We start from the raw sequence: 22,278 nt of genomic DNA on the forward strand, positions 1-22,278 counted from the left end.
TTCAAAAGAACGTAACGCGAGACAACTGCTGAGCGGTGGTTAGGCCTTCAGCGCCGCAGCGAGCTGCGCAATGATTCGCTCAAGAATGGGCCGCGAGGTAGCCAGGTTTACCCGGATGTGACCAGCGCCGACAGCGCCGTAACCGACACCGCCATTGACCCGGATGCCTGCCTTCTCCGCCAACATCTCAGAGAGTTCCGGCTCGTCCGAGTACGCGCGCAAGTCGAGCCACGCCAAGTAGGTGCCCTGCATGGGAGCCATCCGGGCCTCCGGCAGCAACTCGGCGAGCGCTGTGCGCGCGTATTCGATGTTGCCCTCGATGTACTCGCGCACTTCGAGTAGCCACGGCTCACCGCGAAGGTAGGCGGCCGTGTTGAGCTTCATGCCGGGTGTGCTGGCGCCGTGCGTGGCAAGCCAGCTCAGCGACTCCCATTGTGCGCGGTCGGCGTCGTTACTGAGGATTATCTGCGCACATTTCATCCCGGGCAGGTTGAAAGCCTTTGACGTGCTGGTGGCCGTGATCGCAGCACGCGCACCGGCATCCGACACACTCGCGAGAGGCACGTGCTTGTTACCGAAGAGGGCGAGGGGCGAGTGAATCTCGTCGCTAAAAATGCGCGCACCGTGCGCGTCAGCAACCTCGGCGAGCGCTACGAGCTCGTCACGGGAATACACCTTGCCCGTGGGGTTTCCGGGGTTAGCGAGAATCAGCAGGTTGGCGCCGGCGGCAAAGTGACGGGCGATGTCGTCGAGGTCGAGGGCGAAGCTGCCATCGTCGCCGCGCAGCATGGGCGACTCGATGACCTCGCGCCCAAAGTCCTTCGGCACAGCTAAGAACGGCATGTAGGCGGGAGTCGGCACGACGACCGCAGCGCCGGGCTTACTGAACTTCGTGATGGCCAGCTCGAGGCCCTTGAGAACGTCGGGAAGGGGGTGCACGTCGGCGGCATCCAGCTGCCAGCCATACTGCTCACGGTGCCACTGTGCCGTCGCCGCGTTCATTTCGAGCCCGACCGACTCGTCGGGGTAGCCGAAGCCGAAACGCTCGGCGACGGCCGCCCACTCTTCGAGCACGGCCGGAGCGGTGCCGTAATCCATCTCGGCAACACCCGCGCACAGCAGGTCACCTTCGGGTGCGGTCCACTTGTTACTTCCCCGGCTGCGGAGCAGTTCAGGGGTCAAAGCGTTCCACTGTTCGGCGTTGGTGGTCATGAGTTCTCCTCCGGGGCGGGGTTAGCGCCTGCAATAAACGGTTGTGATCCTGTGGCACGCGCAATGATCTTCTCGAGCACTTCGGGTGCCGTGGTGTTTTCGGCAAGCCGGTTGGGCTTGCCCTCGCCGTGATAGTCGCTCGAGCCGGTGATTTCGAGCCCGAACTTCTTGACGACCGTCAACAGCCACGCTTTGCCCTCTTCGGTGTTGTCGCGGTGGTAAACCTCGAGCCCGAACAGACCGTGGTCAACGAGTTCACGGATCACCGCGTCATCCATCGACCGATATTTTCCGTGGGCGGCCGGATGCGCGAGCACGGGCACTCCCCCGGCAGCGACGATCATCTTCACACCTTCGAGCGGGCTCGGCGCGTAGTACTTCTCGTAGTAGCCGCCCTGCCAGTGCAGGATGCTCTCAAACGCGGCACTGCGATTAGCGACGTGTCCCTTGCGCACGAGCGCGTCAGCGATGTGCGGCCGACCGAGCGTCGTGCCATCCGACGATTCGGCGAGCACGTCATCCCAGGTCAGGTCGTAGTCAAGGGCGATCTTCTCGACGATGCGCTCAGCCCGCCGCAGACGACCGTCGCGGATGCGCGCCGTCTCGGTCACAATCGTGCGGTCGAGCGGGTCGAAGAGGTACGCGAGCACGTGCACGCTCGCCGGGCCAAAGTTGGTGCTCAACTCCATGCCTGGAATGACATTGATTCCCGAGGCGGATGCCGCAGAAATCGCCTCCTGCCAACCAGCGGTGGAGTCGTGGTCGGTGAGCGCTACCGTTCCAAGCCCCGCTCGGGCGGCAGAGCGCACGAGTTGGGTGGGAGTTTCGGTGCCATCTGACACGGCACTGTGAGTGTGCAGGTCGATCGGGGTGTTGAGCATTATGCAAGCCTATTGCTCTAGGCTCAGGTCGCTATGATTCAACGCTTTCTCGCGGCGATCTTTATACTCGCCACCGCAGCCGCCCTTATTGTCGCGGCGTGGCCACAGCTGTTCGATCTCGAACAGACGGTCGGCGTCGCCCAGGTGGTGTCGCTGCGCGGGTTGAGCGCTGCGGGGGCCTTCGTGGCGGTACTCGCGCTCACCCTCATCGCACTCTTGTCGCCTCGGATGCGCCGCTTCGCGGCATCCCTCGCAGTGATCGGTCTCGCGTTCAGCGCGCTCTCTCTCGTGGTGTTGTCGACGCGCGGTTTTGGTAGCCCCGGTTTCGAGACGAAAGCCGATGGCGATATCACGGTGTTGTCGTGGAACACGCTCGGCGATGCGCCGGGCGCCGAGGCTATTGCTGATCTTGCGCTAGAAAACGAGGCAGACATCATCACGTTGCCGGAGACAACGCGCGAATTGGGCTTTGAGGTCGCACAGCGCATGGCCGATGAAGGTCAACGCATGTGGGTGCACACTCTGGCGTACGACCAGATCTCCAAGTCGCGCTCCACCACTGTGCTCATCAGCGTCGATCTCGGCGAGTACGACGTTGATGTGCAGACGCGCACCACGTCGACGCTGCCGAGTGTCGTGGCGATTCCCCAAGACCCGTCGATGCCCACGATCGTTGCCGTGCACGCCGTCGCTCCCGTGCAGGGCGAGATGGCAAACTGGCGCACCGACCTCGACTGGCTTGCCGAGCAATGCCGCGGCAGCAACACGATCCTCGCCGGAGACTTCAACTCGACCCTCGATCACTACGCGTCTCTCGCCGATGGTGCTGAATATGCTCTCGGCAGTTGCGCGGATGCCGCCTCGGTCACCGACAACGCCGCACTCGGCACGTGGCCGACTCAGCTGCCAGCGATTCTGGGCGCCCCGATTGATCACGTCATGAGCACGAGCGAGTGGACGGCGACGGGGATGCGCGTCATTGAATCTCACGATGGCTTCGGCAGCGACCACCGCCCGGTGCTCGCGACGCTCTCCCCCGTTCAGTAAGCGCCCAGCCTCGGGCGCCTCATCCGCAGAATTCTACGAACAGTGAGGGACCCTCTCAATAGTGCGTTTAACCGCACAAAGGGAGACACTAGAGGTATGGCAGATTCTTCGGCACCCACCCCGCGCGCAACCTCCAACCGCTCTACGACGCCCCAATCGTCGGGCTTCTCGGACTACATCTCTACAGGATGGGCTGAGCGGGTTGATCCTGAAGTCGTCCCCCGTGAGCAGGCGGCCTTCGCTGCTGCCCGCCGCGCGCGCTTGTCGCAGCTTCACGTCGGCCAGCGCCTCATCATTCCGGCCGGGTCAGCCAAGGTTCGCTCAAACGACACTGACTACCCGTTCCGCGCCCACTCGACCTTCGCGCACGTGACGGGTTGGGGCTCGGATGTTGTTGCCGGCAGTGTTCTCGTGATGGAACCGACGGCCACCGGCCACGACGCCACCCTCTACTTCCGCCCGGCCGCCGGCCGCGACACGAGCGAGTTCTACGCCAACCCGGATGTCGGAGAATTCTGGACTGGTCCGCGCCCGTCGCTCGCCAACGTGGCGATCGATCTCGGTGTCGCCACTCTGCCCCTGGCCGAGTTCGAGGCTGTGCTCGACCGCGTCGACGCCTCTACCCTGATCGTGCGCGACGCTGACCGCGATGTCACCGACCAGGTCGATGGCCGCCGTTTGCTCGCTGCGGACTCCGAAGCCCTCGAGCACGATGGCGACGATGAACTCAGCCGTGACCTGAGCGAGCTGCGTCTCGTCAAAGACACCTATGAGGTCGTTGAGATGCGGGCCGCCGTTGACGCCACTCAGATGGGCTTCAACGATGTTGTTGCCGACCTGCCCAACATCATTGAGCACAGCCGCGGTGAGCGTCTTGTGGAGGGCACGTTCAACCGTCGCGCTCGCGCCGAAGGAAACACCGTCGGCTACGACACGATCGCTGCCTCCGGACCGCACGCGTGCGTGCTGCACTGGACTCGCAACGATGGCCCCGTGAAGCCGGGCGACCTCATCCTTATTGACGCGGGCATCGAACTCGACAGCTACTACACCGCCGACATCACGCGCACGCTGCCGATCAGCGGCACGTTCACCGAGGTGCAGCGTCGCGTCTATGACGCCGTGCTCGAAGCGGCGGATGCCGCCTTTGCGATCGTGCGCCCCGGAATCAAGTTCCGCGACATCCACGCCGAAGCAATGCGGGTCATCGCTGAGAAGACTGCCGAGTGGGGCCTGCTGCCCGTCTCCGCCGCCGAGTCGCTCGAAGCGGACAAGCAGTTCCACCGCCGTTACATGGTGCACGGCACGAGCCACCACCTCGGTATCGACGTTCACGACTGCGCCGCCGCCCGCCGCGACATGTACCTCGACGGGATCCTTGAGCCCGGCATGGTCTTCACGATCGAGCCCGGCCTGTACTTTCAGCCCGACGACATCACCGTGCCCGAGGAATACCGCGGCATCGGCGTGCGCATCGAAGACGACATTCTCGTCACGGAAGACGGCGCCGAGAACCTGTCAGTGAACATCCCCCGCACGGCGGATGCCGTAGAAGCCTGGATCGCCCGCTCGTAGTCGCGTAGGCGCGCGTCAGCGAAAGCTCGGCGCGCGCCGTGTCAGCGGCGCCGAAGGACGGCGCTGTGGCCGAGGCCCGAGCGGTACCAAGCACCGCGCGGCCCTAATGCCCGAGCGGTGCCTTAGGCCTTAGGCCTTAGGCCTTAGGCGCGTCGTCGCCGTCGACCGGCGCTTCGGGAGCTTCCGGCGCGGGTGTCGTTGCTGGCGCGCCCGTCGGGGTCGGCACAAACGGTGCCGCGTGTACTCCGGGCATACCGGCCGCTGCTGTACCGAGAACGGTGTGCGCCTTGGCGGTGAGGTTCGGCGAAATGATTACGTCGTAGCGCTCGGCCAACAGCTGCGAGGTTGCGGCGTAGTCGCGGCGCTTGCGCATGATCGAGTAGTTCACGACGCCGAAGATCATTCCGATTCCGGCACCGGCCACGATTGCGGAGAAGAAGATCGCCACTTGCTGCGCGGTGATAGGCGCAATGATCGTGGAGATGAGACCGAAGAACAGTCCAAGCCAGGCACCGGTACTGGCACCGGCGAGCGCCGCACGCCCGTAGCTCAGTCGGGCCGTCACGACCTCGACCGTCGTGAGGTCGCGACCAACGATCGCGATGCCTTTGACATCAAACTCGGCCTTCGCCAGTTTGTTGATCGCCTCTTGGGCATCGGTGTAGCTCTCGAAGCTCGCAAGAACGTCGCCGCGCGGCACGCTCGACTGCAGAGGGGCACGACGGGAGAATCCACTGAAATTACTCATCAGCTCATTGTCCCATGCAAGGGTAGGGTTTTACTTGTGAGCACCTCAAGAGTATTCGTCGCCCGATTGGTGGGCTGCTCTGTTTTCGACCCCAATGGCGACCGCGTCGGCAAAGTGCGCGATGTGCTCGTTGTTGAGCGGGCCGATTCGAGCCCGCGCGTCGTCGGGATGATCGCTGAAATTCCCGGTAAACGCCACGTTTTTCTCTCGATCGGTCGCGTTACGAGCATTGGCTCCGGGCAAATTATCACTACCGGCGTTCTCAATTTGCGCCGCTTCGAGCAGCGCGGTGGCGAAATTCGAGTGATGGCGGAGCTTCTTGGTCGTCGTGTCAGCATGCGTGATGGTTCGGGCGAAGCTCATATTGAAGATGTCGCTATTGAAGAAGTTGACATTGGCGAGTGGGAGATTAGCCAGCTCTTCGTCCGCCGCCCCAAGGCCAGCGGTGCGCCCCTCTTCGCTAAGGGCCCCACCGATTTCGCGCGGTGGGATGAGATCAAGCACAACCAGAACAAGGGCGAAGCGCAGTCCGCCACTCAGCTGGCGGCGAGCTTCTCCGACCTTCTCCCTGCTGACTTAGCCAACGCGATGCTCGACCTTCCCGAACAGCGCATGATGGAGGTCGCCGGCGAACTCTCCGACGACCGCCTGGCCGATGTGCTCGAGGAGATGCCCGAGAACGAGCAGGTTGCCCTGCTCAATAAGCTCGACGATGACCGCGCCGCCGACGTTCTTGATGAGATGCAGCCGGATGACGCTGCCGACCTCATCGCCCACCTCTCCGACGAGCGCGGTGAGACCCTGCTCGACCTCATGGAGCCCGAAGAAGCCGAAGATGTTCGCTTCTTGCTCAGCTACGCCCCCGATACGGCGGGCGGACTCATGACGACCGAGCCGATCATCGTGTCTGCTGACGCAACAGTGGCTGAGGGTCTTGCCCTCATCCGCCGTCACGATCTCGCCCCCGCCCTCGGCGCGGCTATTTGTGTCACGCTGCCGCCCTACGAACCACCGACCGGGCGGCTGCTCGGCATGGTCCATTTTCAACGGATGCTGCGCTACCCGCCCAACGAACGCCTCGGCGCGCTCATCGACCAGACGCTCGAACCCGTGCGCTCGTCGACGACCGCGGCAGAAGTGTCGCGCATCCTGGCGAGTTATGACCTCGTATCGGTTCCGGTTGTCGATGACAATCATCGATTGCTCGGGGTGGTGACCATTGACGACGTGCTCGACCATCTTCTTCCCGACGACTGGCGAAGCACCACCGATGAATCGGCCAGTTTCGACGACACATCCACTAGACCGCTGACTATCGTTCAGCAGCAAGACATTCGCGCAGGGAGGTCAGCACGTGGCATTCGCTAAACGACGCACTCCACGGTCTCAGCGCAATGAGGCACGCCTCGACAGCCCGAAGGGGCTGCGTACCGGTTTCGGTATTTTCGAGAGCCGCGACCGCATGGGCCGGTACTCCGAAGCGTTCGCCCGCGGCATGGGAACCCCCTGGTTTCTTGTCGGGCTCTCCGCTTTCGTGGGTGTCTGGCTGATTTACAACACGAGCGCTCCCCTCGATGCGCAGTTTGACCCGCGCGCCACCAACTTCACCCTGTTGACGCTCATACTGTCGCTGCAGGCCTCCTATGCTGCACCGATGATCCTGCTGGCGCAGAACCGTCAAGATGACCGCGACCGCGTACAGATCGAGCAAGACCGCCAGCGTGCCGAGCGCAACCTCAACGACACCGAATACTTGGCGCGCGAAGTTGTGGCGCTTCGCCTCGCGATGACCGATCTGGCGAGCAAAGACTTCATTCGCTCCGAGCTGCGCTCGCTGCTCGAAGAACTCGAGAAAGACGACGAGACCAAAGACGCGGAGAAGCGTGAACGCTGAGCTCGAAGCCGCGGTTCTCACCTCCCTCGCCTCGGTGATCGACCCCGAGATTCGTCGTCCCGTGACAGAGCTGGACATGATTTCTGGGGTCGCCGTTGACGACGCTGGGGCGGCATCCGTGGGTCTGACCTTGACGATTGTCGGATGCCCGGCCGCGACGTCCATCGAACGTGACGTGCGTGAGGCTACCGAGCGTGTGGCCGGCATCACGGCGGTCACGGTGAACGTATCGGTGATGACGCGCGCGCAACGCGAGGCGCTCACCGAGAAGCTGCGCAAGGGAAAGCCCAAGACGATGCAGTTCGGGCCCGATTCACTGACTCAGATTGTGGCAGTGACGAGCGGCAAGGGCGGAGTCGGCAAGTCGACGCTCACGGCGAACCTCGCGGTCTCGCTCGCTCAGAGTGGTCTGCGCGTCGGGGTTATCGATGCCGACGTTTTTGGTTTCTCGATTCCCGGGCTCTTGGGCCTGCACGGCGCGAAGCCGACCCAGGTCGGCGAGATGATTCTGCCGCCGGTCGCCTACGACGTGAAGGTCATTTCGATCGGCATGTTTGTCGAAGACAACACGGCTGTGTCGTGGCGTGGACCGATGTTGCACCGCACTATTCAGCAGTTCTTGACCGACGTGTTCTTCGGTGACCTCGACGTGCTGCTGCTCGATCTTCCGCCGGGCACCGGCGATGTCGCTATTTCGCTCGGCCAGTTGCTGCCGCACTCCGATGTCGTAGTCGTCACAACCCCGCAGTCTGCTGCTGCTGACGTTGCTGAACGCAGCGGGCTTGTCGCTCGCCAAACCGGTCAACGAGTGATTGGCGTCATCGAAAACATGGCGGGTCTCCCCCAGCCCGACGGCAGCGTGCTCGAACTCTTTGGTTCCGGTGGCGGGGCGGATGCCGCAGCCAAGCTCTCCACGCCAGACGAGCCGGTCTCGGTGCTGGCGTCCATCCCTCTCAGCATCGCCCTGCGCGAAGGCGGCGACGCCGGGGTGCCCGTCGTGATCGCAGCTCCCGAGGATCCGGCGGCGCAGGCCATCACGGCTCTCGCCGCGACTCTCCGCTCGCTCAAGCGCAGCGTGGCCGGCCGCAAGCTCGGCCTCAGCCCGCGCTAGCTGCCCACCCGTATTGCCCGACGGGGCAGCACGCCCGTTAACGCAAAAACACCACAGCAGAAATGCTGTGGTGTTGCGTAAACCGGCTGGCGGTTGGCTACGGCATGGTGTTGTAGCGGCGGGTGGGCACTCGACGGTATCCGTCGGTTGCAACGGCACGCAGGGTTGCGGCGATACCGGTTGCAGCAAGTGCCGCGATGATGATTAGTTCGAAGTTCATGTCTATATTCTGACGTTCGGCAACCTTTTAGAACAAGATGATCTTTCTTATCTAACCTTGTAGGCTAACTACATGGAGATACGGCGTCTAGAACTGCTGCGCGAGCTGGCCGATCGCGGCAGCATCACCGCTGTCGCTAAGGCGACGATGCGCACGCCATCCGCCGTTTCTCAACAGCTCAAAATCTTGGAACGCGAGGCTGGAATCCCCCTCACCGAACGCGTAGGCCGAGGCATCGTGCTCACTTCTGCTGGCCGCGCCCTCGCCCAGACCGCGACCGATGTCGCCACCGCGATTGAGAAAGCCGAAGCGCTGTGGAACGACTTTCGCGAGTCCCCCCGCGGCGACGTCACCATGACAATCTTTCCCACCGGTGGCGAGATGCTGCTGCCGGGTCTTTTTCATTCGGTGAACCGTTTGGCCGGGCTAACGCTCAGCTGTCACGACCAAGATTCGGTGCTCGAAGACGTCGCCAACCTCACGGCCGATTTTGACATTGTGGTCTCGGATTCGCCGCACGTTCTCCCCGCCTGGACGGAACGTGGTCTTGCCGTAGTTCCCCTCATGCGGGAATCGCTCGATGTTGCCCTGCCGGAGGACCACCCTCTCGGTCGCAAAGCGGCCCTCACCCCCGCCGACCTCATCGACGAGACCTGGATTGGCGTGCCCCAGGGGCTGCCATTCGACCGCATCCTGCGCCGCATCGAAGCCGCCAATGGCGCCCCAGCCAAAGTGGCGCAACGCCTCACCGACAACAGCATCGTCGAAGCCGTCGTGGCTGCCGGGCACGGCATCGCGATCCTGCCGCGCTTCACAACCCGTGACCGCGAGAACGGACTCATCACCCGCCCCCTCAAGGGTGTGCCGTCATCGCGCCTTATCTCGGCGCTGCTGCGTCCCGACCGCGCCGAGCGCCCCTCGGTGCGCGCGGTCGTGAAAGCGCTCGTGGATGAAGCTCAGCGCTTCGAGCGCGAGCACACGGCGTAAGCGCCGCATCCACTTCACGTCTCCGCCCGGCTTAGAATCTCGACGTGGACTTTTCCCTACGCCCCAGCACCGACGCCGACCTCGACTGGCTGCTCGAACTGCGGGCTGTCGTGCTGCGCGCTGATCTCGACCGCCACGGACTCTTCGACCCCGTGCGTGTGCGCCAATGGATGAGCACGGCATTCGTCGCGAGCAACACCCAGATCATCCGCGTTGACGGAACGGATGTCGGCTCCATCACCGTGCGCCACGAACCCGACGCCCGCTGGATCGAGCACTTCTACCTGCCGACCAACCTGCACGGTAGAGGCATTGGCACGCAAGTACTCGCCGATGCGCTGAGCCGACCAGATGCGCGCCCGTTCCGCCTCATGGTGCTGCAGGGCAGCCCCGCCATCCGTCTCTACGAACGTCACGGCTTCGTGCCCTACGACAGCGACGATCACGACGTGTGGATGACGCGGCCCGCCGTTCTTGGCTAGCCGCTCGCGAGCGCAAGGATGTCGTCGGCGAGCGAACGCAGCACGCTGCCGCGTCCGTCGACCCGAGGTTCTTCTCCCACTAAGCCTGCGGCTCGATCAGGCGCGCGAGCAACTCGATGAGCAGGCGCTCGGTCAGCGGGGCCGGCATCGCCGCGATGAGGGCGAGTAGGGGTGCCATTCGCGCAGGCAAGCCCTGCTCGCCGGCACCGATGCCGAGCGCGCCCAGGAGGCCCGCAGCGGTCGCGGAGTCGAGCGGAGCGGCATCCGGGTTCCCTAACGCTGCGAGAGCCTCAGCGGGCAACCCAGCGAGTACAGCCTCGGCCGAGACGGCCGGCACGCCCCGCACGTCGTCAGCGGCCGCAACGAGTGCGACGCTGAGCTCGTCGAGCACGTTGGCGGTCACCGGCGTGATCGTCAGGTGAGTCGTGGCGGGCAGTACGCTGCCGTCGCTCTGCACGAGAGACGGTTGCAGCTGCAGCAGGAAGCCGTGCTCGCGCACCTGGTCTGCCCAGTGATGCGCATCGACGCGACGCTCGGGAGCGACGGACTCGTCCGTTGCGATGGCGAGCAACGGCCCGACGGGATTGCCCACAACTCGCAAGCCCTCGATGCCACCGATCACGTCGCGCAGCGATCGCGTCGACCGGGCACACGACTGCGAAAGCTCGGCGAGCCCGCTCGTGCCCAACGCCTGAATGATCGCCCACGCTGCGGCCAGAGGCCCGGCAGACTTCGAACCCAGAATAGTTGGATTCACGATCGGGTAGCCCGGCCACTGCGTCGTCGCGAAATACTGGGTGCGCTGACGGTCGCGACCGCGCTGCAGAATTACAGAAGCACCCTTAGGCGAGTACCCGAACTTGTGCAGGTCGGCGCTGATGCTTGTAACGCCGGGCACCTTGAAGTTCCACGGCTGAACGTCGTCCCAGAAGGGAAGCACCCAACCGCCGATGCAGGCGTCTACGTGACAGGCGATACCGTGCTCGGCTGCCGCCGCGGCGACCTCCACCACAGGGTCCATCGCGGCGTGCGCATAACTCGGTGCCGAGACCACCACGAGAGCAACATCGTCGCCCAGGCGCGCGATGAGGTCGGCGGCGGCAACGTCGCCGCCCGGGCCGACCGGCACGAGGTCGAGCTCAAGACCGAAGTAGTGCGCCGCCTTCTGGAAGGCCGCGTGAACAGTCACGGGAGCCAAGAGGCGAGGCGTGCCCGTGCGTGCCGACGAGCCAGAACCGCGCCACACGTCGCGCGCCGTCTTGACGGCCAGCAGGCAGCTTTCGGTGCCGCCGGTCGTGACGGTGCCGACGACATCCTCATCGCCACCGAGCAGGTCACGAGCGAAGCCGAGCACTTCACGTTCCATGACCGCGACCGAGGTGAACGTCGTCGGGTCGAGGCCGTTCACCGGCTGCACGGCACGGATGGCGCTGGCGGCGAGCTCGTCGAGCTCAGCAAGGCCGGAGTCGTAAACGTACGACAGCACATGGCCGCCGTGGGTGGGAGCATCCGCTTCGCGCAGCGCTGCGAGGCGTTCGAGAATATCGGCGGGCTGGTGATCGAACTTCATCGGGTCTCCTGATCGTTCGCAGTGGTGGTTTGGCCGCTGGCGGGGTTCGGGGTGGGGGTGGGCTGGGGGCCGCCGTCAGCCTCATCAATGTGGTGACGGCGCAACGGGTAGCGCCTAAAGGTCAGCAACGAGAGCCCGATGATCACGGCGGGCACGATGCTGAAGCTAATGATGATTCCGGCGATGGCCGAATCGGGTTGGGTCACGGTTTGGTTCGCGACCGATTCGAGATAGCCGGATGCCGCCAGCACCGTCGTGAGCACCGTTGCCCCGAGGGCCATTCCCGTCGTTTCACCCGCGGTCCAGACCCCTCCGAACGTGCCGGCCGAGGCGATCTTGTGGCGGCGCGAGTCGTGGGAGATCACGTCGGGCAGCATCGACATCGGTAGGGCTTGCATGCCGGCGTAGCCTGCTCCGGCGAGCGCGACGGGCGCATAAATCCACGCGCCGGGGGCCCACAGTTGCGGAACGATCAGCAGCGCTCCCAACCCGTAGCAGGCGGAGGCCCACACGAAGGCGCGCTCCTTACCGATGCGACGCGAGATGGCAGCCCACACCGGGGCGAAGAGCAGGGCGGGGCCGATGAGCGAGACAAACAGGATCGCAACCCCGGTGCCCAGCACCCACGTCGCAACGTATTGCGCCCCCGCGAGCATGACGCCCGTCGCGAGCCCTTGCAGCAAGAAGGTCAGCAGCAGCGCCCGGAATGGTTGGCTGCGTTTGAGCGCGGCGATTCCCGAGCGATACGTCTCCACGATCGATACCGTCGGAGTCACCGAGATCGTGCCGGTGGGCGCCGAGAACGAGGAGATCACGAGCGAAACGCCCATGAGGGCCGCCGCCGAGAGTGCCATCACGAGATAGCCGAGCCGTTCATCCGCAAAGGCGTCACGGATCTCGGGGGCGCCGGCGCCGAACAGCAAGATCGCCACGGTGAGCACGACCACGCGAACGGCCAAGAGGCGCGTGCGTTCGTCGTAGCTGCGGGTCAGTTCGGCCGGCAGCGCGATGTACGGCACTTGGAACAGGCTGAAGGCGGTTGCCGTGGCCACGAACGCGATGAAGACCCAAATACCCGAGGCTAGTGGGCCGATTCCGGCGGGAACCGCGAACGTCACGACAAACAGGATCGGTAGCAGGATGGCGCCCACGAGCATCGCCGGCCGGCGAGTGCCACGGTGGGCGAGGCTGCGGTCACTGCGCGCACCAATCACGGGATCAATGATCACGTCCCACACTTTGGCGGCTGTAACCAAGATGCCTGCCGCGAGCGCGGCGATACCGAGAGTGTCCGTGAGGTAGTACACGAGAACAAGCCCAGGCAGGGCCCCAAAACCACCGGTGCCCAACGAACCAATGGCATAGGTGGCGATGGAGCTTCGGGTAAGAGCTCGCGGCGCTGCGGTCGTCATCTTCGTGAGCCTAGCGCTTTGCTCAGCCTAAATTGTGCTGGTCAGTCGTAGTGTTGAGATATGTCGTCTTCCACCGTTGCCTCACTGATCGGGTCGCGTCGTCGCGACACTCTCGTCGCCCAGTTGCGCTGCACCAGCTCCGACACCGCCGCCGTGATCGCACCGTTCACGGGCGAGACGCTGCACGAGTTGCCGCAAAGTTCGGCGCGCGATGTGCGGGATGCCGCAGCATCCGCCCGCACCGCCCAACGCGCCTGGCGAAATGCCGGGTTCGCGTACCGCCGCCGCGTGCTGCTGCGCGCCCACGATCTGTTGTTAGAACGTCAAGATGAGTTGCTCGACCTGCTGCAGACCGAGTCGGGCAAAACGCGCGGGCAAGCCTTCGAAGAGATCTTTCAAGCGGCAACGGTAACGCGTTACTACGCGCTTTCGGCCGAGCGCACTTTAGCGACCAAGCGTCGCCGGGCGGGCATTCCGCTGCTGATGTCGACGCGAGTGAGCTACTCCCCCAAGCAACTCATCGGTGTTGTTACGCCGTGGAACTATCCGATCGCTCTCGGTGCCATGGACATCGTGCCCGCGCTGGCCGCCGGCAGTGCCGTCATCCAAAAAATCGATAATCAGGGCGCGCTCTCGATGCTCGCCACCCGCGAGGCCTACATCGATGCCGGAGTTCCTGCCGCTGTCTGGCCGATTCTGGCCGGGCCCGGCGACCAAGTCGGTAACGCCGTTGTCGATACCAGCGACTACATCTGTTTCACCGGGTCGACCCCGACGGGCACGAAGGTCGGCAAGCGTGCCGCCGGGCGCCTCATTGGTGCCTCGCTCGAGCTCGGCGGCAAGAATCCCCTTCTCGTGCTCGGCGATGCCGACCCCATTCAGGCCGCGGCGGATGCCGTCTACGCCTGCTTCGCTTCGATGGGCCAGTTGTGCGTTTCGATCGAGCGCATCTACGTTCACAAGTCGATCGAGGCGGAGTTCACTCGCGCGTTCACCGAACGCGTGAACGCGCTGTCGCAGACCTCGGCTCTCGACTTCTCGGGCGATGTGGGCTCACTCACCTCTGCGGCGCAACTGGAGCGTGTTCAGGCCCACGTCGACGATGCCATCGCGAAGGGCGCGATCGTGCTCGCCGGCGGAATCCCGCGTCCCGACCTCGGCCCGTACTTCTACGCGCCGACCGTGCTCACGGGAGTCACCGCCGAGATGGACTGCTTCGCCAACGAAACGTTTGGGCCAGTTGTAGCGATCACCGCCGTTGACAGCGACACGGATGCCATCAACCGCGCCAATGACACCGAATTCGGCCTCAACGCCTCCATCTTCAGCGGCTCGATCGCGCACGCCCGTCGCTTGGCCGATCGCCTGGATGCTGGCAGCGTCAACATCAACGAGGGCTACCGCGGCAGCTTCGCGAGCGTGGACGCCCCGATGGGCGGCATGAAGCACTCTGGGCTCGGACGCCGCAACGGGCCAGAGGGCATTCTGCGCTTCGCGCAATCCCGCACGGTCTCGCAGTCGAACGGCATTCTGCAGTTGCCACGCTCGGGTGCCGAGTTCGCGGCAATGGCGGGGCTCATGGTCACGCTATTGACCGTGCTGAAGGTGCTGCGCCGCCGCTAGCACTGAGGCGTCGGTGGCGACTAGGCGCCGGTGCCGGTGGCGGTGCCGACAAGGTTTCGGCGCCGGAGGGCTTGCACAGGCGCGCTAGGTCGCTTCGTTATCGAAGGGGGCGCGTTCGCCCGCCTTGAGTTCTGCTTTGAGTTGCGATTGTCGCTCGGCGAGCGCCGCCTGCCGTTCGGCATACGCCGCGGATCGTGGCGGTCGCACCTTCACGGGAGGCGTTTCGTCTTCGAGCAGAGCGTCGCGGATGATGCGGCGCGGGTCATATTGACGAGGGTCGAGCTGCTTCCAGTCGATGTCGTCGAAGTCAGGGCCCATCTCTTCACGCATGCGGTCTTTGGCGCCGCTGGCCATGTCGCGCAGCGAGCGGACGAGGCGTGCGAGTTGCGATGCGTAGTAGGGCAAACGGTCGGGGCCCAGCAAAAAGACAGCGATGATCCCGATGATCAGCAGTTTGTCGAATGTGAGACCGAAGGACACCCGTTTAGCTTACCTGCGCTTGCCGCTGCTGCGTCTACAGTTGACACAGCGATAGGAGCAATGTGTCAGACAAGCAGTTGAGTTGGAAGTACGCCGAGGAGTTCGTTACCGAACGCCCAGAGATCGCTGCGGCGCGCGTGCATTCCAGCGAGTTGGGAATCGAAGCGGTCAGCCCCGCTGTCGGCGCCCAGCTGGCCTTGCTCGCTGCGGCCACGGGAGCCAAGAGCATCATCGAGGTCGGTACCGGTGTCGGCGTCAGCGGGCTCTGGATGCTCGCCGGCAGCCCCGGCGCTCTACTCACCACGATCGACTCTGAAATCGATCACCAACAGGTTGCTCGCGCCGTGTTCGCGGATGCCGGCATCCCGTCGAATCGCGTACGTCAGATCGGTGGCAAAGCTGCCGGAGTTCTGCCACGCATGAACGAGTCGAGTTACGATCTCGTTTTCATCGACGCCGACCCACAATCAGTCATCGAATATGTCGAGCACGGCCTGCGCCTCGTTCGTCCCGGCGGCGTCGTCGTGGTTGCCCACGCCCTGTGGCGCGACCGTGTTGCTGACCCTGCTCAGCGCGATTCAACGGTCAGCAACTTCCGCACTCTTCTCAAAGAGATCGCGCAGTCGGAGGCAGTGATCAGCTCACTCATTCCGGTCGGGGATGGTCTGCTTCAGCTCACTAAGCTCAGCGACTAACGCATACCGGGGCTCTTGCGTATCCCGGGCGCTTTCGCGCACGTCGGCGGCTCACGCGCTCAGCGAACGCTCACCGAGCGTTCAGCATCCTGTCCGTAGGGTGGAACATTCGCCACTCTCGACGACCATGACTGAGCGTGCGCTGCTGAGCATCCGCCATCTCTGCGCGCCGTGAGAACGGAGCACCCATGAACAGCAACGATCGTGACGGTTGGGTTCGCGTTCGCGGGGCCCGCGAGAACAATCTCGCCAACATTGACCTCGATGTGCCGCGGGATTGCATGGTCGCGTTCACCGGCATCTCCGGCTCGGGAAAGTCATCGCTCGCGTTCGGCACTCTGTATGCCGAGGCTCAACGCCGCTACTTCGAGTCCGTTGCGCCCTATGCGCGCCGTTTGCTCAACCAAGTCGGCGCTCCGGATGTCACGGACATCACAGGCCTGCCGCCTGCGGTCGCGCTTCAGCAGCGCCGGGGCGCTCCCAGCTCGCGTTCGAGCGTGGGCACGATCACCACGCTCTCGAACCTGTTGCGCATGTTGTATTCCCGCGCCGGCACCTATCCCGCTGGCGTCACGCACCTCTCGGCTGAAGCCTTCTCGCCCAACACCGCGACCGGTGCTTGCCCGCGCTGTCACGGCCTGGGAGTCGTTCACGACGTCACGGAAGATCTGCTCGTTCCCGATGCCTCGCTGTCGATCCGCGACGGCGCCATCGCCGCCTGGCCGGGCGCATGGCAGGGCGCGAATCTCAAGAGCATCGTGAACGGGCTCGGCATCGACACCCGCGCGCCGTGGAGCACTCTCAGCCGCAAGGATCGCGACTGGTTGTTGTATACCGAAGAGCAGCCCTCCGTCTTCATCCAGCCCGAAGAGGGTCGCGTCGACCACGGGTACAACGGCAAGTTCTGGAGTGCCCGCAAGCACATCATGAACGTGCTCTCGCAGTCCCAAAGCGAGCGGATGCGCGAGCGCGCGCTCCGCTTCGTACAGAGCATGACGTGCCCCGAGTGTGGCGGCAGCGGGCTGCAGGCTAATGCCCTGTCCGTCACCTTCGCGGGGCTCAGCATCGCCGAATTGAACGCTGTTCCACTGACCGACCTTGCCGACCGACTGCGCGAAGGCATGGCGCGTGCCGACTCCGAAAGCGAAGGGTCTGAAGGCAACGAGGTCGCCCACCGCATCGGCGACGATGTGATTGCGCGCGTTGATGTGCTGCTCGACCTCGGGCTTGGCTATCTCAGCCTCGGCCGCAACTCCACCACGCTCTCCCCTGGCGAAGCCCAGCGCCTGCGCATCGCCACGCAGCTGCGCTCCGGCCTCTTCGGAGTCGTCTACGTGCTCGACGAGCCCTCGGCGGGATTGCATCCGGCGGATGCCGCGCCGCTGCTCGAAGTGCTCGACCGCCTGACGGCATCCGGCAACTCCCTCTTTGTCGTCGAGCACGATCTCGACGTCATCCGACGGGCGGACTGGATTGTCGACATCGGCCCCGGAGCAGGCGAAGGCGGCGGACAGCTCGTGTACTCCGGCCCCGTCGACGGCCTCAAGGATGTGCCCGAATCGGTCACTGCGCGCTACCTCTTTCCCCAGGAAGCGCGACCGACGCGCGACGTGCGCGCCCCCGAGTCCTGGGTGCGGCTGAAGAAAGCCTCGCTACACAACATCCGCGATCTCACCGTTGATTTTCCGCTCGGCGTCATGACCGCGGTCACGGGAGTCTCGGGTTCCGGCAAGTCAACGCTCGTCACTCACGTACTCGCTCAGGCAGTACGCAGTCAGCTGGGCACTACGCCGGATGCTGCCGCCGACGCGGATGACCCCGATGACCGTCTCGACGACCTCTCGCTCGAAGGCAGCGCTGGCCTCGACTCCTTCGACCGCCTTGTGCTCGTCGATCAGCGCCCCATCGGACGAACGCCGCGTTCAAACCTCGCGACCTACACCGGAATGTTCGATGTCGTTCGCAAGCTCTTCGCCGCGACCGATGAAGCCCAGAAGCGCGGATACACGGCAAGCCGGTTCTCGTTCAACGTGGCCGGTGGGCGCTGCGAAACGTGCCTCGGCGAAGGGTTTGTCTCGGTCGAGCTGCTGTTTCTGCCGGGAACCTACGCGCCCTGCCACACCTGCCACGGTGCGCGCTACAACGACGAAACGCTCGAAGTCACCTACCTCGGCGGAACGATTGCTGACGTCTTGGGCATGACCGTCGCCACCGCAGCCGAGTTCTTCGCCGAATCAACGTCGGCGCTGCGCAGCCTTGACACTCTGCGCGACGTCGGCCTCGGGTACCTCCGGCTCGGTCAGCCCGCCACTGAACTCAGCGGCGGCGAAGCGCAGCGCATCAAGCTCGCGACCGAACTGCAACGAGCCCGTCGCGGCCACGCGCTGTATCTTCTCGATGAACCAACGGCCGGGCTTCATCCCGCCGACACCGAGCTCTTGCTTGCACAGCTGCAGCGACTCGTGGATGCCGGAAACACCGTCGTGCTCGTCGAACACGACCTCGCTACTATCGCCGCCAGCGACTGGGTTATCGATCTCGGCCCGAGCGGCGGAGACCAGGGCGGCACGATCGTGGCGACCGGGACCCCGCGCGAGGTGGCCGCTGGCCCCGGCGCGACCGCCAAGTACCTCAACGAATGGCTCGAGACCTCCACCGCGCGTTAAACACAAGCACCGAACACGAAAAGATCGTGTTCGGTGCTTGTGTCGGCAGGCTCCGTGCGGTGACGTGAGCTGCCGGCTAAGGCTAAGAAGGAGCTCTAGGCCGGAGCGACTACACCCGCGAGAGCGTCATGCAGTTCTTTTGCTTCGGCGTCGTTCACTGAAACGACGAGACGGCCGCCGCCTTCGAGAGGTACACGAACGACGATGAGTCGACCCTCTTTGACAGCCTCCATTGGCCCGTCACCGGTCCTCGGCTTCATTGCTGCCATCGATAGTCCCCTTTCATCGGTACTGGCTTCTATTATCCAGCAAAAACTGCCGATACTGAAACTCTGTCGAATCATTCACCCGCTGTGCACCTCTTTAGGGCGGCGTCCAGTCGTAGCCGTCAACCCACCATGCCAGATGGATCCACGCCCATTGACCGGCGACGCACGCCGCCAGAAGCACCGCGCGGTACCACCGTGACTGCGGTAGAGCCAACACCCCGGCAAGCGGGAACAGCGGCATGAGCAGGCGAAAAGTGCTCGACTGGGGAAAGAACACTGCCAGCAGATAGAGCGCATAGCTCGCTACCCAAAGACGGAGATCGACCCCCAAATGTCTCGCGGGCTTCGTGAGAAGAAAAGCGAAGAAGGCAATCACTGCGGCGACGAGCAGAACGATAAGCAACCACGGCGGCAGGTGCCACCAGCCTGCCCAGAATTCGGCGCCTTGAAACCACGCCGTGAACGGAATCAGTTCGCCGTAGCCGATATAGGACGCCCGCCACGCCAGCTCGGTGTCGGTGTAAGCCGTGAGCGATCCCGTGACCGCCGCGGCGATGAGAAGCCACGCGAAACCCATCATCAGGCTGAAGAGAGTTGCGGCGATCGCGGCGACTCTCTCACGAAGGGGAAACTCTTCGCGCCGGCGAATCCACCAGCGATAGACAACGTGCAGGCCGAGCGCGAGCGCGAAGGCGAGCCCGCTTGGCCGCGTTACAGACATGACCGCGATCACCGGCAGGAGCATCCAATACTGACGTTTCATGAGCCAGAACAGCGCGAGGATCAGCAAGAACAGATACATGGATTCGGCGTACGAGACCTGCAGAATGGCCGAGAGCGGGGCGAAACAGAAGATTGCAACAGCGAAGAGTGCCGAGCCGGCAGGGAGCACGAGGTGCATCACGCGATACAGCATGAGGGCTGCGCCCAGAGAGCAGGCCACGGAGACGAGCACGCCGGCCACGGCGAAGTCGAGCGTCGTGAGCGTCATCACCACTCGAACGAGAGCGGGGTACGCCGGCATGAATGCCCACGCATTTTCGCCGACCTCACCGGCCTCCGTTAGCGGTAGCTCACTCGGATACCCCGCCAGCGAGATGATGAAGTACCAGTGACCATCCCAGATCTTGGCAAACGAGAAGTAGTCGGGGCGCGGTCCCGTCCAGGCATTCTGGCCCTGAATCGACGCGAACCACAACAGGAGCGACGTCGTCACGACGCGGGACGCCACGAAAATCGCAATGACCGCAAGCCACCAACGCTCGGGAGCCAGAATCGCCGCAGTCGCGCGGCGTGCTGCCGAAACTAGCGAGCTGTCAGCCACGCCCGCAGCCCCTGCTCGCAGGCCACAATTTCGCTCGTCGCAACACGTTCGTCGTCGGCATGAGCCCGCAGGGGGTTGCCGGGGCCGTAATTCACGGCGGGCACTCCGAGCGCCGCGAAACGAGCAACATCGGTCCAGCCGTACTTGGGCGCCGGGGTACCGCCGACCGCAGCCAAGAAGTTCTTGGCCAGCGGGGCGTCAAGGCCGGGGCGCGCGCCACCGGCAAGGTCGGTCACCTCAAAGTCGAAGCCCGTGAAGACCTCACGCAGATGCTGGATGGCCTGATCAGTGCTGCGGTCGGGAGCGAAGCGAAAGTTCACGGTGACGGTAGCGGCATCCGGAATCACGTTGCCGGCAACGCCGCCCGTGATTCCTACCGCGTTGAGCCCCTCGCGATACACGAGGCCGTCGACCTCGTGCGACTCCGGCTCGTACGCTGCCAGAATCGCCAGCACGGGCGCCGCAGCGTGAATCGCATTTTCGCCCATCCAGGCGCGGGCAGAGTGCGCCCGTAATCCCGTGAGCGAAATGTCAATGCGAGCGGTGCCGTTGCAGCCGCCCTCGACCGTCGCGTTGGACGGTTCCCCGATGATGGCGAAATCGCCTGCCATCAGGTCAGGGCGGTTGCGTGCGATACGACCGAGTCCGTTGAGATCAGCAGCGACCTCTTCGTGGTCGTAGAAAATCCAGGTCACATCGACCGCAGGATCGGTGAGTTCTGCCGCAAGCTTGAGGGCAATCGCGACGCCGCCCTTCATGTCGACGGTGCCGCGGCCAACGAGGTGCTCCTCGCCGTCAATCATTTCGAGCGTTGTCGGCAGATTGTCATTCACGGGAACGGTGTCGAGATGCCCCGCGATCACGACGCGCTGCCCCTTGCCGCCGTTCGTGCGAGCAACGACGGCATCCGCATCCCGAATCACCTCAAGGTGGCTGTACGCGCTCAGGGCCGTCTCGACGGCATCCGCAATGCGCTTCTCGTTGCCGGAGACCGACTCGATATCGCAGATCTGGCGGGTGAGTTCGGGGCTCGAGGCCGTCAAATCGAGCACGGGAACGGTGTTATCGGTCGCAGGCATGCACCCAGTGTAAGTAACCTTGATGTATGACTTCGCGCACAGCATGGGGATACGGACTCGCAACAATCGCTAGCGACGGAACGACACTTGACGTGTGGTTCCCCGCTCCGCACCTGGGATCAATCCCCGAGGGCACCGACCCGCACTACACACCCGCCGACCTCGAAGAGCACTTGGGCAACGACGAACGTCGCCGCGTGCGTACCGAATTTGTGACCGTTGAGATCGATCTGGATGCCGCACCACAGAACGTCGCCGACGCCTACCTGCGTCTGCACCTGCTCAGCCACCTGCTCGTGCAACCCAACAGCATCAACCTCGACGGACTCTTCGGCGCCCTGCCCATCGTCGTCTGGACCAACGCCGGAGCGGTGCACCCCGACGACTTCCGCGAGCTTCGCGTTTCGCTCAAGCGCCACGGCATCATCGTGACCGGCATCGACAAGTTCCCTCGGATGCTCGACTACGTTCTGCCCGAACGCGTGCGCATCGCTGATGCCTCACGCGTGCGCCTCGGCGCCTACCTCTCCCCCGGAACCACCGTCATGCACGAGGGCTTCGTCAACTTCAACGCCGGCACTCTCGGTAGCTCGATGGTCGAGGGCCGCATCTCTCAGGGTGTCGTCGTGGGCGATGGCGCCGACATCGGTGGCGGCGCATCCATCATGGGAACCCTCAGCGGCGGTGGCACCGAACGTGTCTCCATCGGCGAGCGCGCTCTGCTCGGAGCCAACTCGGGAATCGGAATCGCCATCGGCGACGACACGGTCGTTGAAGCCGGGCTTTATGTCACGGCCGGCACCAAGGTCACCGTCATTGATGGTTCAGCTACCGCGCGCAGCGTCAAGGCGGTCGAGCTCAGCGGCGTCAACGGCCTGCTGTTCCGCCGCAACTCGGTCACCGGCGCGGTCGAAGTTCTGCCCCGCAGTGGAACCGGCGTTGAGCTGAACGCGGCGCTGCACGCCTAAGGGTCATATCCATCGGGGGAAGTAAAGGAAGTTGA

At 64.2% G+C, this 22,278-nt stretch carries 21 protein-coding genes; 11 read left to right on the forward strand and 10 right to left on the reverse strand.

Features of this window, described 5'->3' with window-relative positions:
• Positions 1-39: 39 nt before the first annotated feature.
• Both I6E58_RS12035 and I6E58_RS12040 read right to left on the reverse strand, forming a co-directional pair.
• On the reverse strand, positions 40-1,212 hold the full coding sequence (locus tag I6E58_RS12035) for a MalY/PatB family protein (RefSeq protein WP_197134004.1): 1,173 nt from the start codon (positions 1,210-1,212) through the stop codon (positions 40-42).
• Positions 1,209-2,093 (reverse strand): PHP domain-containing protein, encoded by an 885-nt coding sequence (locus tag I6E58_RS12040; RefSeq protein ID WP_129073336.1) that lies wholly within the window; start codon positions 2,091-2,093, stop codon positions 1,209-1,211. The genes I6E58_RS12035 and I6E58_RS12040 overlap by 4 nt, the downstream gene beginning before the upstream one ends.
• A gap of 33 nt (positions 2,094-2,126) precedes the next feature.
• Between I6E58_RS12040 and I6E58_RS12045 the strand changes: the two genes are divergently transcribed.
• Both I6E58_RS12045 and I6E58_RS12050 read left to right on the forward strand, forming a co-directional pair.
• On the forward strand, positions 2,127-3,140 hold the full coding sequence (locus I6E58_RS12045; protein WP_197134007.1) for an endonuclease/exonuclease/phosphatase family protein: 1,014 nt from the start codon (positions 2,127-2,129) through the stop codon (positions 3,138-3,140).
• Positions 3,141-3,236: 96 nt separating this feature from the next.
• Complete coding sequence (locus I6E58_RS12050; RefSeq protein ID WP_197134010.1) at positions 3,237-4,715, forward strand: aminopeptidase P family protein; 1,479 nt, start codon at positions 3,237-3,239, stop codon at positions 4,713-4,715.
• Between the two features lie 136 nt (positions 4,716-4,851).
• On the opposite strand, the gene I6E58_RS12055 is transcribed toward I6E58_RS12050, so the two are convergent.
• Entirely contained in the window at positions 4,852-5,463 is a 612-nt protein-coding gene (locus I6E58_RS12055; protein WP_197134013.1) for a general stress protein, read from the reverse strand.
• Positions 5,464-5,499: 36 nt separating this feature from the next.
• On the opposite strand from I6E58_RS12055, the gene I6E58_RS12060 reads away from it, so the two are divergent.
• From I6E58_RS12060 to I6E58_RS12070, 3 genes are read left to right on the forward strand one after another with little or no spacing between them, the layout of a single operon-like run.
• Entirely contained in the window at positions 5,500-6,831 is a 1,332-nt protein-coding gene (locus tag I6E58_RS12060) for a magnesium transporter MgtE N-terminal domain-containing protein (protein ID WP_129073333.1), read from the forward strand.
• Positions 6,818-7,357 carry a DUF1003 domain-containing protein gene (locus I6E58_RS12065; RefSeq protein ID WP_129073332.1) on the forward strand — a complete coding sequence of 180 codons (540 nt, stop codon included), beginning with the start codon at positions 6,818-6,820 and terminating at the stop codon, positions 7,355-7,357. The genes I6E58_RS12060 and I6E58_RS12065 overlap by 14 nt, the downstream gene beginning before the upstream one ends.
• Positions 7,347-8,468 (forward strand): P-loop NTPase, encoded by a 1,122-nt coding sequence (locus I6E58_RS12070; protein WP_197134016.1) that lies wholly within the window; start codon positions 7,347-7,349, stop codon positions 8,466-8,468. The genes I6E58_RS12065 and I6E58_RS12070 overlap by 11 nt, the downstream gene beginning before the upstream one ends.
• A 97-nt stretch (positions 8,469-8,565) precedes the next feature.
• On the opposite strand, the gene I6E58_RS14375 is transcribed toward I6E58_RS12070, so the two are convergent.
• Positions 8,566-8,688, reverse strand: a complete 123-nt coding sequence (locus I6E58_RS14375) for a hypothetical protein (protein ID WP_255529165.1) — start codon at positions 8,686-8,688, stop codon at positions 8,566-8,568.
• A gap of 72 nt (positions 8,689-8,760) precedes the next feature.
• Here I6E58_RS14375 and I6E58_RS12075 point away from each other — a divergent pair, with 72 nt between their 5' ends.
• A complete protein-coding gene (locus I6E58_RS12075) occupies positions 8,761-9,675 on the forward strand; it encodes a LysR family transcriptional regulator (RefSeq protein WP_197134019.1) in 915 nt (304 codons plus the stop codon).
• Between the two features lie 44 nt (positions 9,676-9,719).
• Positions 9,720-10,157: a GNAT family N-acetyltransferase gene (locus I6E58_RS12080; RefSeq protein ID WP_197134022.1), complete on the forward strand. Its 438-nt coding sequence runs from the start codon at positions 9,720-9,722 to the stop codon at positions 10,155-10,157.
• Positions 10,158-10,236: 79 nt separating this feature from the next.
• Here I6E58_RS12080 and I6E58_RS12085 read toward each other — a convergent pair whose 3' ends face one another.
• Complete coding sequence (locus tag I6E58_RS12085) at positions 10,237-11,727, reverse strand: aminotransferase class V-fold PLP-dependent enzyme (protein ID WP_197134025.1); 1,491 nt, start codon at positions 11,725-11,727, stop codon at positions 10,237-10,239.
• Complete coding sequence (locus I6E58_RS12090) at positions 11,724-13,139, reverse strand: MFS transporter (protein WP_197134028.1); 1,416 nt, start codon at positions 13,137-13,139, stop codon at positions 11,724-11,726. Before I6E58_RS12090 ends, I6E58_RS12085 begins: the two co-directional genes overlap by 4 nt.
• A 60-nt stretch (positions 13,140-13,199) precedes the next feature.
• Between I6E58_RS12090 and I6E58_RS12095 the strand changes: the two genes are divergently transcribed.
• Positions 13,200-14,762, forward strand: coding sequence for a succinic semialdehyde dehydrogenase (locus I6E58_RS12095; protein ID WP_197134031.1), 1,563 nt, complete (start codon positions 13,200-13,202; stop codon positions 14,760-14,762).
• 84 nt (positions 14,763-14,846) lie between these two features.
• On the opposite strand, the gene I6E58_RS12100 is transcribed toward I6E58_RS12095, so the two are convergent.
• Complete coding sequence (locus I6E58_RS12100) at positions 14,847-15,242, reverse strand: sec-independent translocase (RefSeq protein WP_129073325.1); 396 nt, start codon at positions 15,240-15,242, stop codon at positions 14,847-14,849.
• A gap of 62 nt (positions 15,243-15,304) precedes the next feature.
• On the opposite strand from I6E58_RS12100, the gene I6E58_RS12105 reads away from it, so the two are divergent.
• Together I6E58_RS12105 and uvrA are read left to right on the forward strand one after the other, a co-directional pair.
• A complete protein-coding gene (locus I6E58_RS12105; RefSeq protein WP_129073324.1) occupies positions 15,305-15,937 on the forward strand; it encodes an O-methyltransferase in 633 nt (210 codons plus the stop codon).
• Positions 15,938-16,125: 188 nt separating this feature from the next.
• Positions 16,126-18,603, forward strand: coding sequence for an excinuclease ABC subunit UvrA (uvrA, locus tag I6E58_RS12110; protein ID WP_197134034.1), 2,478 nt, complete (start codon positions 16,126-16,128; stop codon positions 18,601-18,603).
• 95 nt (positions 18,604-18,698) lie between these two features.
• On the opposite strand, the gene I6E58_RS12115 is transcribed toward uvrA, so the two are convergent.
• From I6E58_RS12115 to dapE, 3 genes are all read right to left on the reverse strand, one after another.
• Entirely contained in the window at positions 18,699-18,872 is a 174-nt protein-coding gene (locus I6E58_RS12115) for a DUF3117 domain-containing protein (RefSeq protein ID WP_129073322.1), read from the reverse strand.
• Between the two features lie 94 nt (positions 18,873-18,966).
• On the reverse strand, positions 18,967-20,196 hold the full coding sequence (locus I6E58_RS12120; RefSeq protein ID WP_197134037.1) for a mannosyltransferase family protein: 1,230 nt from the start codon (positions 20,194-20,196) through the stop codon (positions 18,967-18,969).
• Positions 20,178-21,275, reverse strand: a complete 1,098-nt coding sequence (gene dapE, locus I6E58_RS12125; RefSeq protein ID WP_197134040.1) for a succinyl-diaminopimelate desuccinylase — start codon at positions 21,273-21,275, stop codon at positions 20,178-20,180. The genes I6E58_RS12120 and dapE overlap by 19 nt, the downstream gene beginning before the upstream one ends.
• A gap of 26 nt (positions 21,276-21,301) precedes the next feature.
• Between dapE and dapD the strand changes: the two genes are divergently transcribed.
• Complete coding sequence (gene dapD / locus I6E58_RS12130; protein WP_197134043.1) at positions 21,302-22,243, forward strand: 2,3,4,5-tetrahydropyridine-2,6-dicarboxylate N-succinyltransferase; 942 nt, start codon at positions 21,302-21,304, stop codon at positions 22,241-22,243.
• Positions 22,244-22,278: the final 35 nt, after the last annotated feature.

Source organism: Salinibacterium sp. SWN1162 (assembly GCF_015864675.1).
Classification (GTDB): domain Bacteria; phylum Actinomycetota; class Actinomycetes; order Actinomycetales; family Microbacteriaceae; genus Rhodoglobus.

Excerpts from the sequence above, each read along its gene's own strand:
- I6E58_RS12035 (WP_197134004.1), bottom strand. The coding sequence starts at position 1,212 with ATGACCACCAACGCCGAACAGTGGAACGCTTTGACCCCTGAACTGCTC.
- I6E58_RS14375 (WP_255529165.1), bottom strand. The coding sequence starts at position 8,688 with ATGAACTTCGAACTAATCATCATCGCGGCACTTGCTGCAACCGGTATC.
- uvrA (WP_197134034.1), top strand. The coding sequence starts at position 16,126 with ATGAACAGCAACGATCGTGACGGTTGGGTTCGCGTTCGCGGGGCCCGC.
- I6E58_RS12055 (WP_197134013.1), bottom strand. The coding sequence starts at position 5,463 with ATGAGTAATTTCAGTGGATTCTCCCGTCGTGCCCCTCTGCAGTCGAGC.
- I6E58_RS12075 (WP_197134019.1), top strand. The coding sequence starts at position 8,761 with ATGGAGATACGGCGTCTAGAACTGCTGCGCGAGCTGGCCGATCGCGGC.
- I6E58_RS12115 (WP_129073322.1), bottom strand. The coding sequence starts at position 18,872 with ATGGCAGCAATGAAGCCGAGGACCGGTGACGGGCCAATGGAGGCTGTC.
- I6E58_RS12085 (WP_197134025.1), bottom strand. The coding sequence starts at position 11,727 with ATGAAGTTCGATCACCAGCCCGCCGATATTCTCGAACGCCTCGCAGCG.
- I6E58_RS12045 (WP_197134007.1), top strand. The coding sequence starts at position 2,127 with ATGATTCAACGCTTTCTCGCGGCGATCTTTATACTCGCCACCGCAGCC.
- I6E58_RS12090 (WP_197134028.1), bottom strand. The coding sequence starts at position 13,139 with ATGACGACCGCAGCGCCGCGAGCTCTTACCCGAAGCTCCATCGCCACC.
- dapE (WP_197134040.1), bottom strand. The coding sequence starts at position 21,275 with ATGCCTGCGACCGATAACACCGTTCCCGTGCTCGATTTGACGGCCTCG.
- I6E58_RS12095 (WP_197134031.1), top strand. The coding sequence starts at position 13,200 with ATGTCGTCTTCCACCGTTGCCTCACTGATCGGGTCGCGTCGTCGCGAC.
- I6E58_RS12050 (WP_197134010.1), top strand. The coding sequence starts at position 3,237 with ATGGCAGATTCTTCGGCACCCACCCCGCGCGCAACCTCCAACCGCTCT.
- dapD (WP_197134043.1), top strand. The coding sequence starts at position 21,302 with ATGACTTCGCGCACAGCATGGGGATACGGACTCGCAACAATCGCTAGC.
- I6E58_RS12040 (WP_129073336.1), bottom strand. The coding sequence starts at position 2,093 with ATGCTCAACACCCCGATCGACCTGCACACTCACAGTGCCGTGTCAGAT.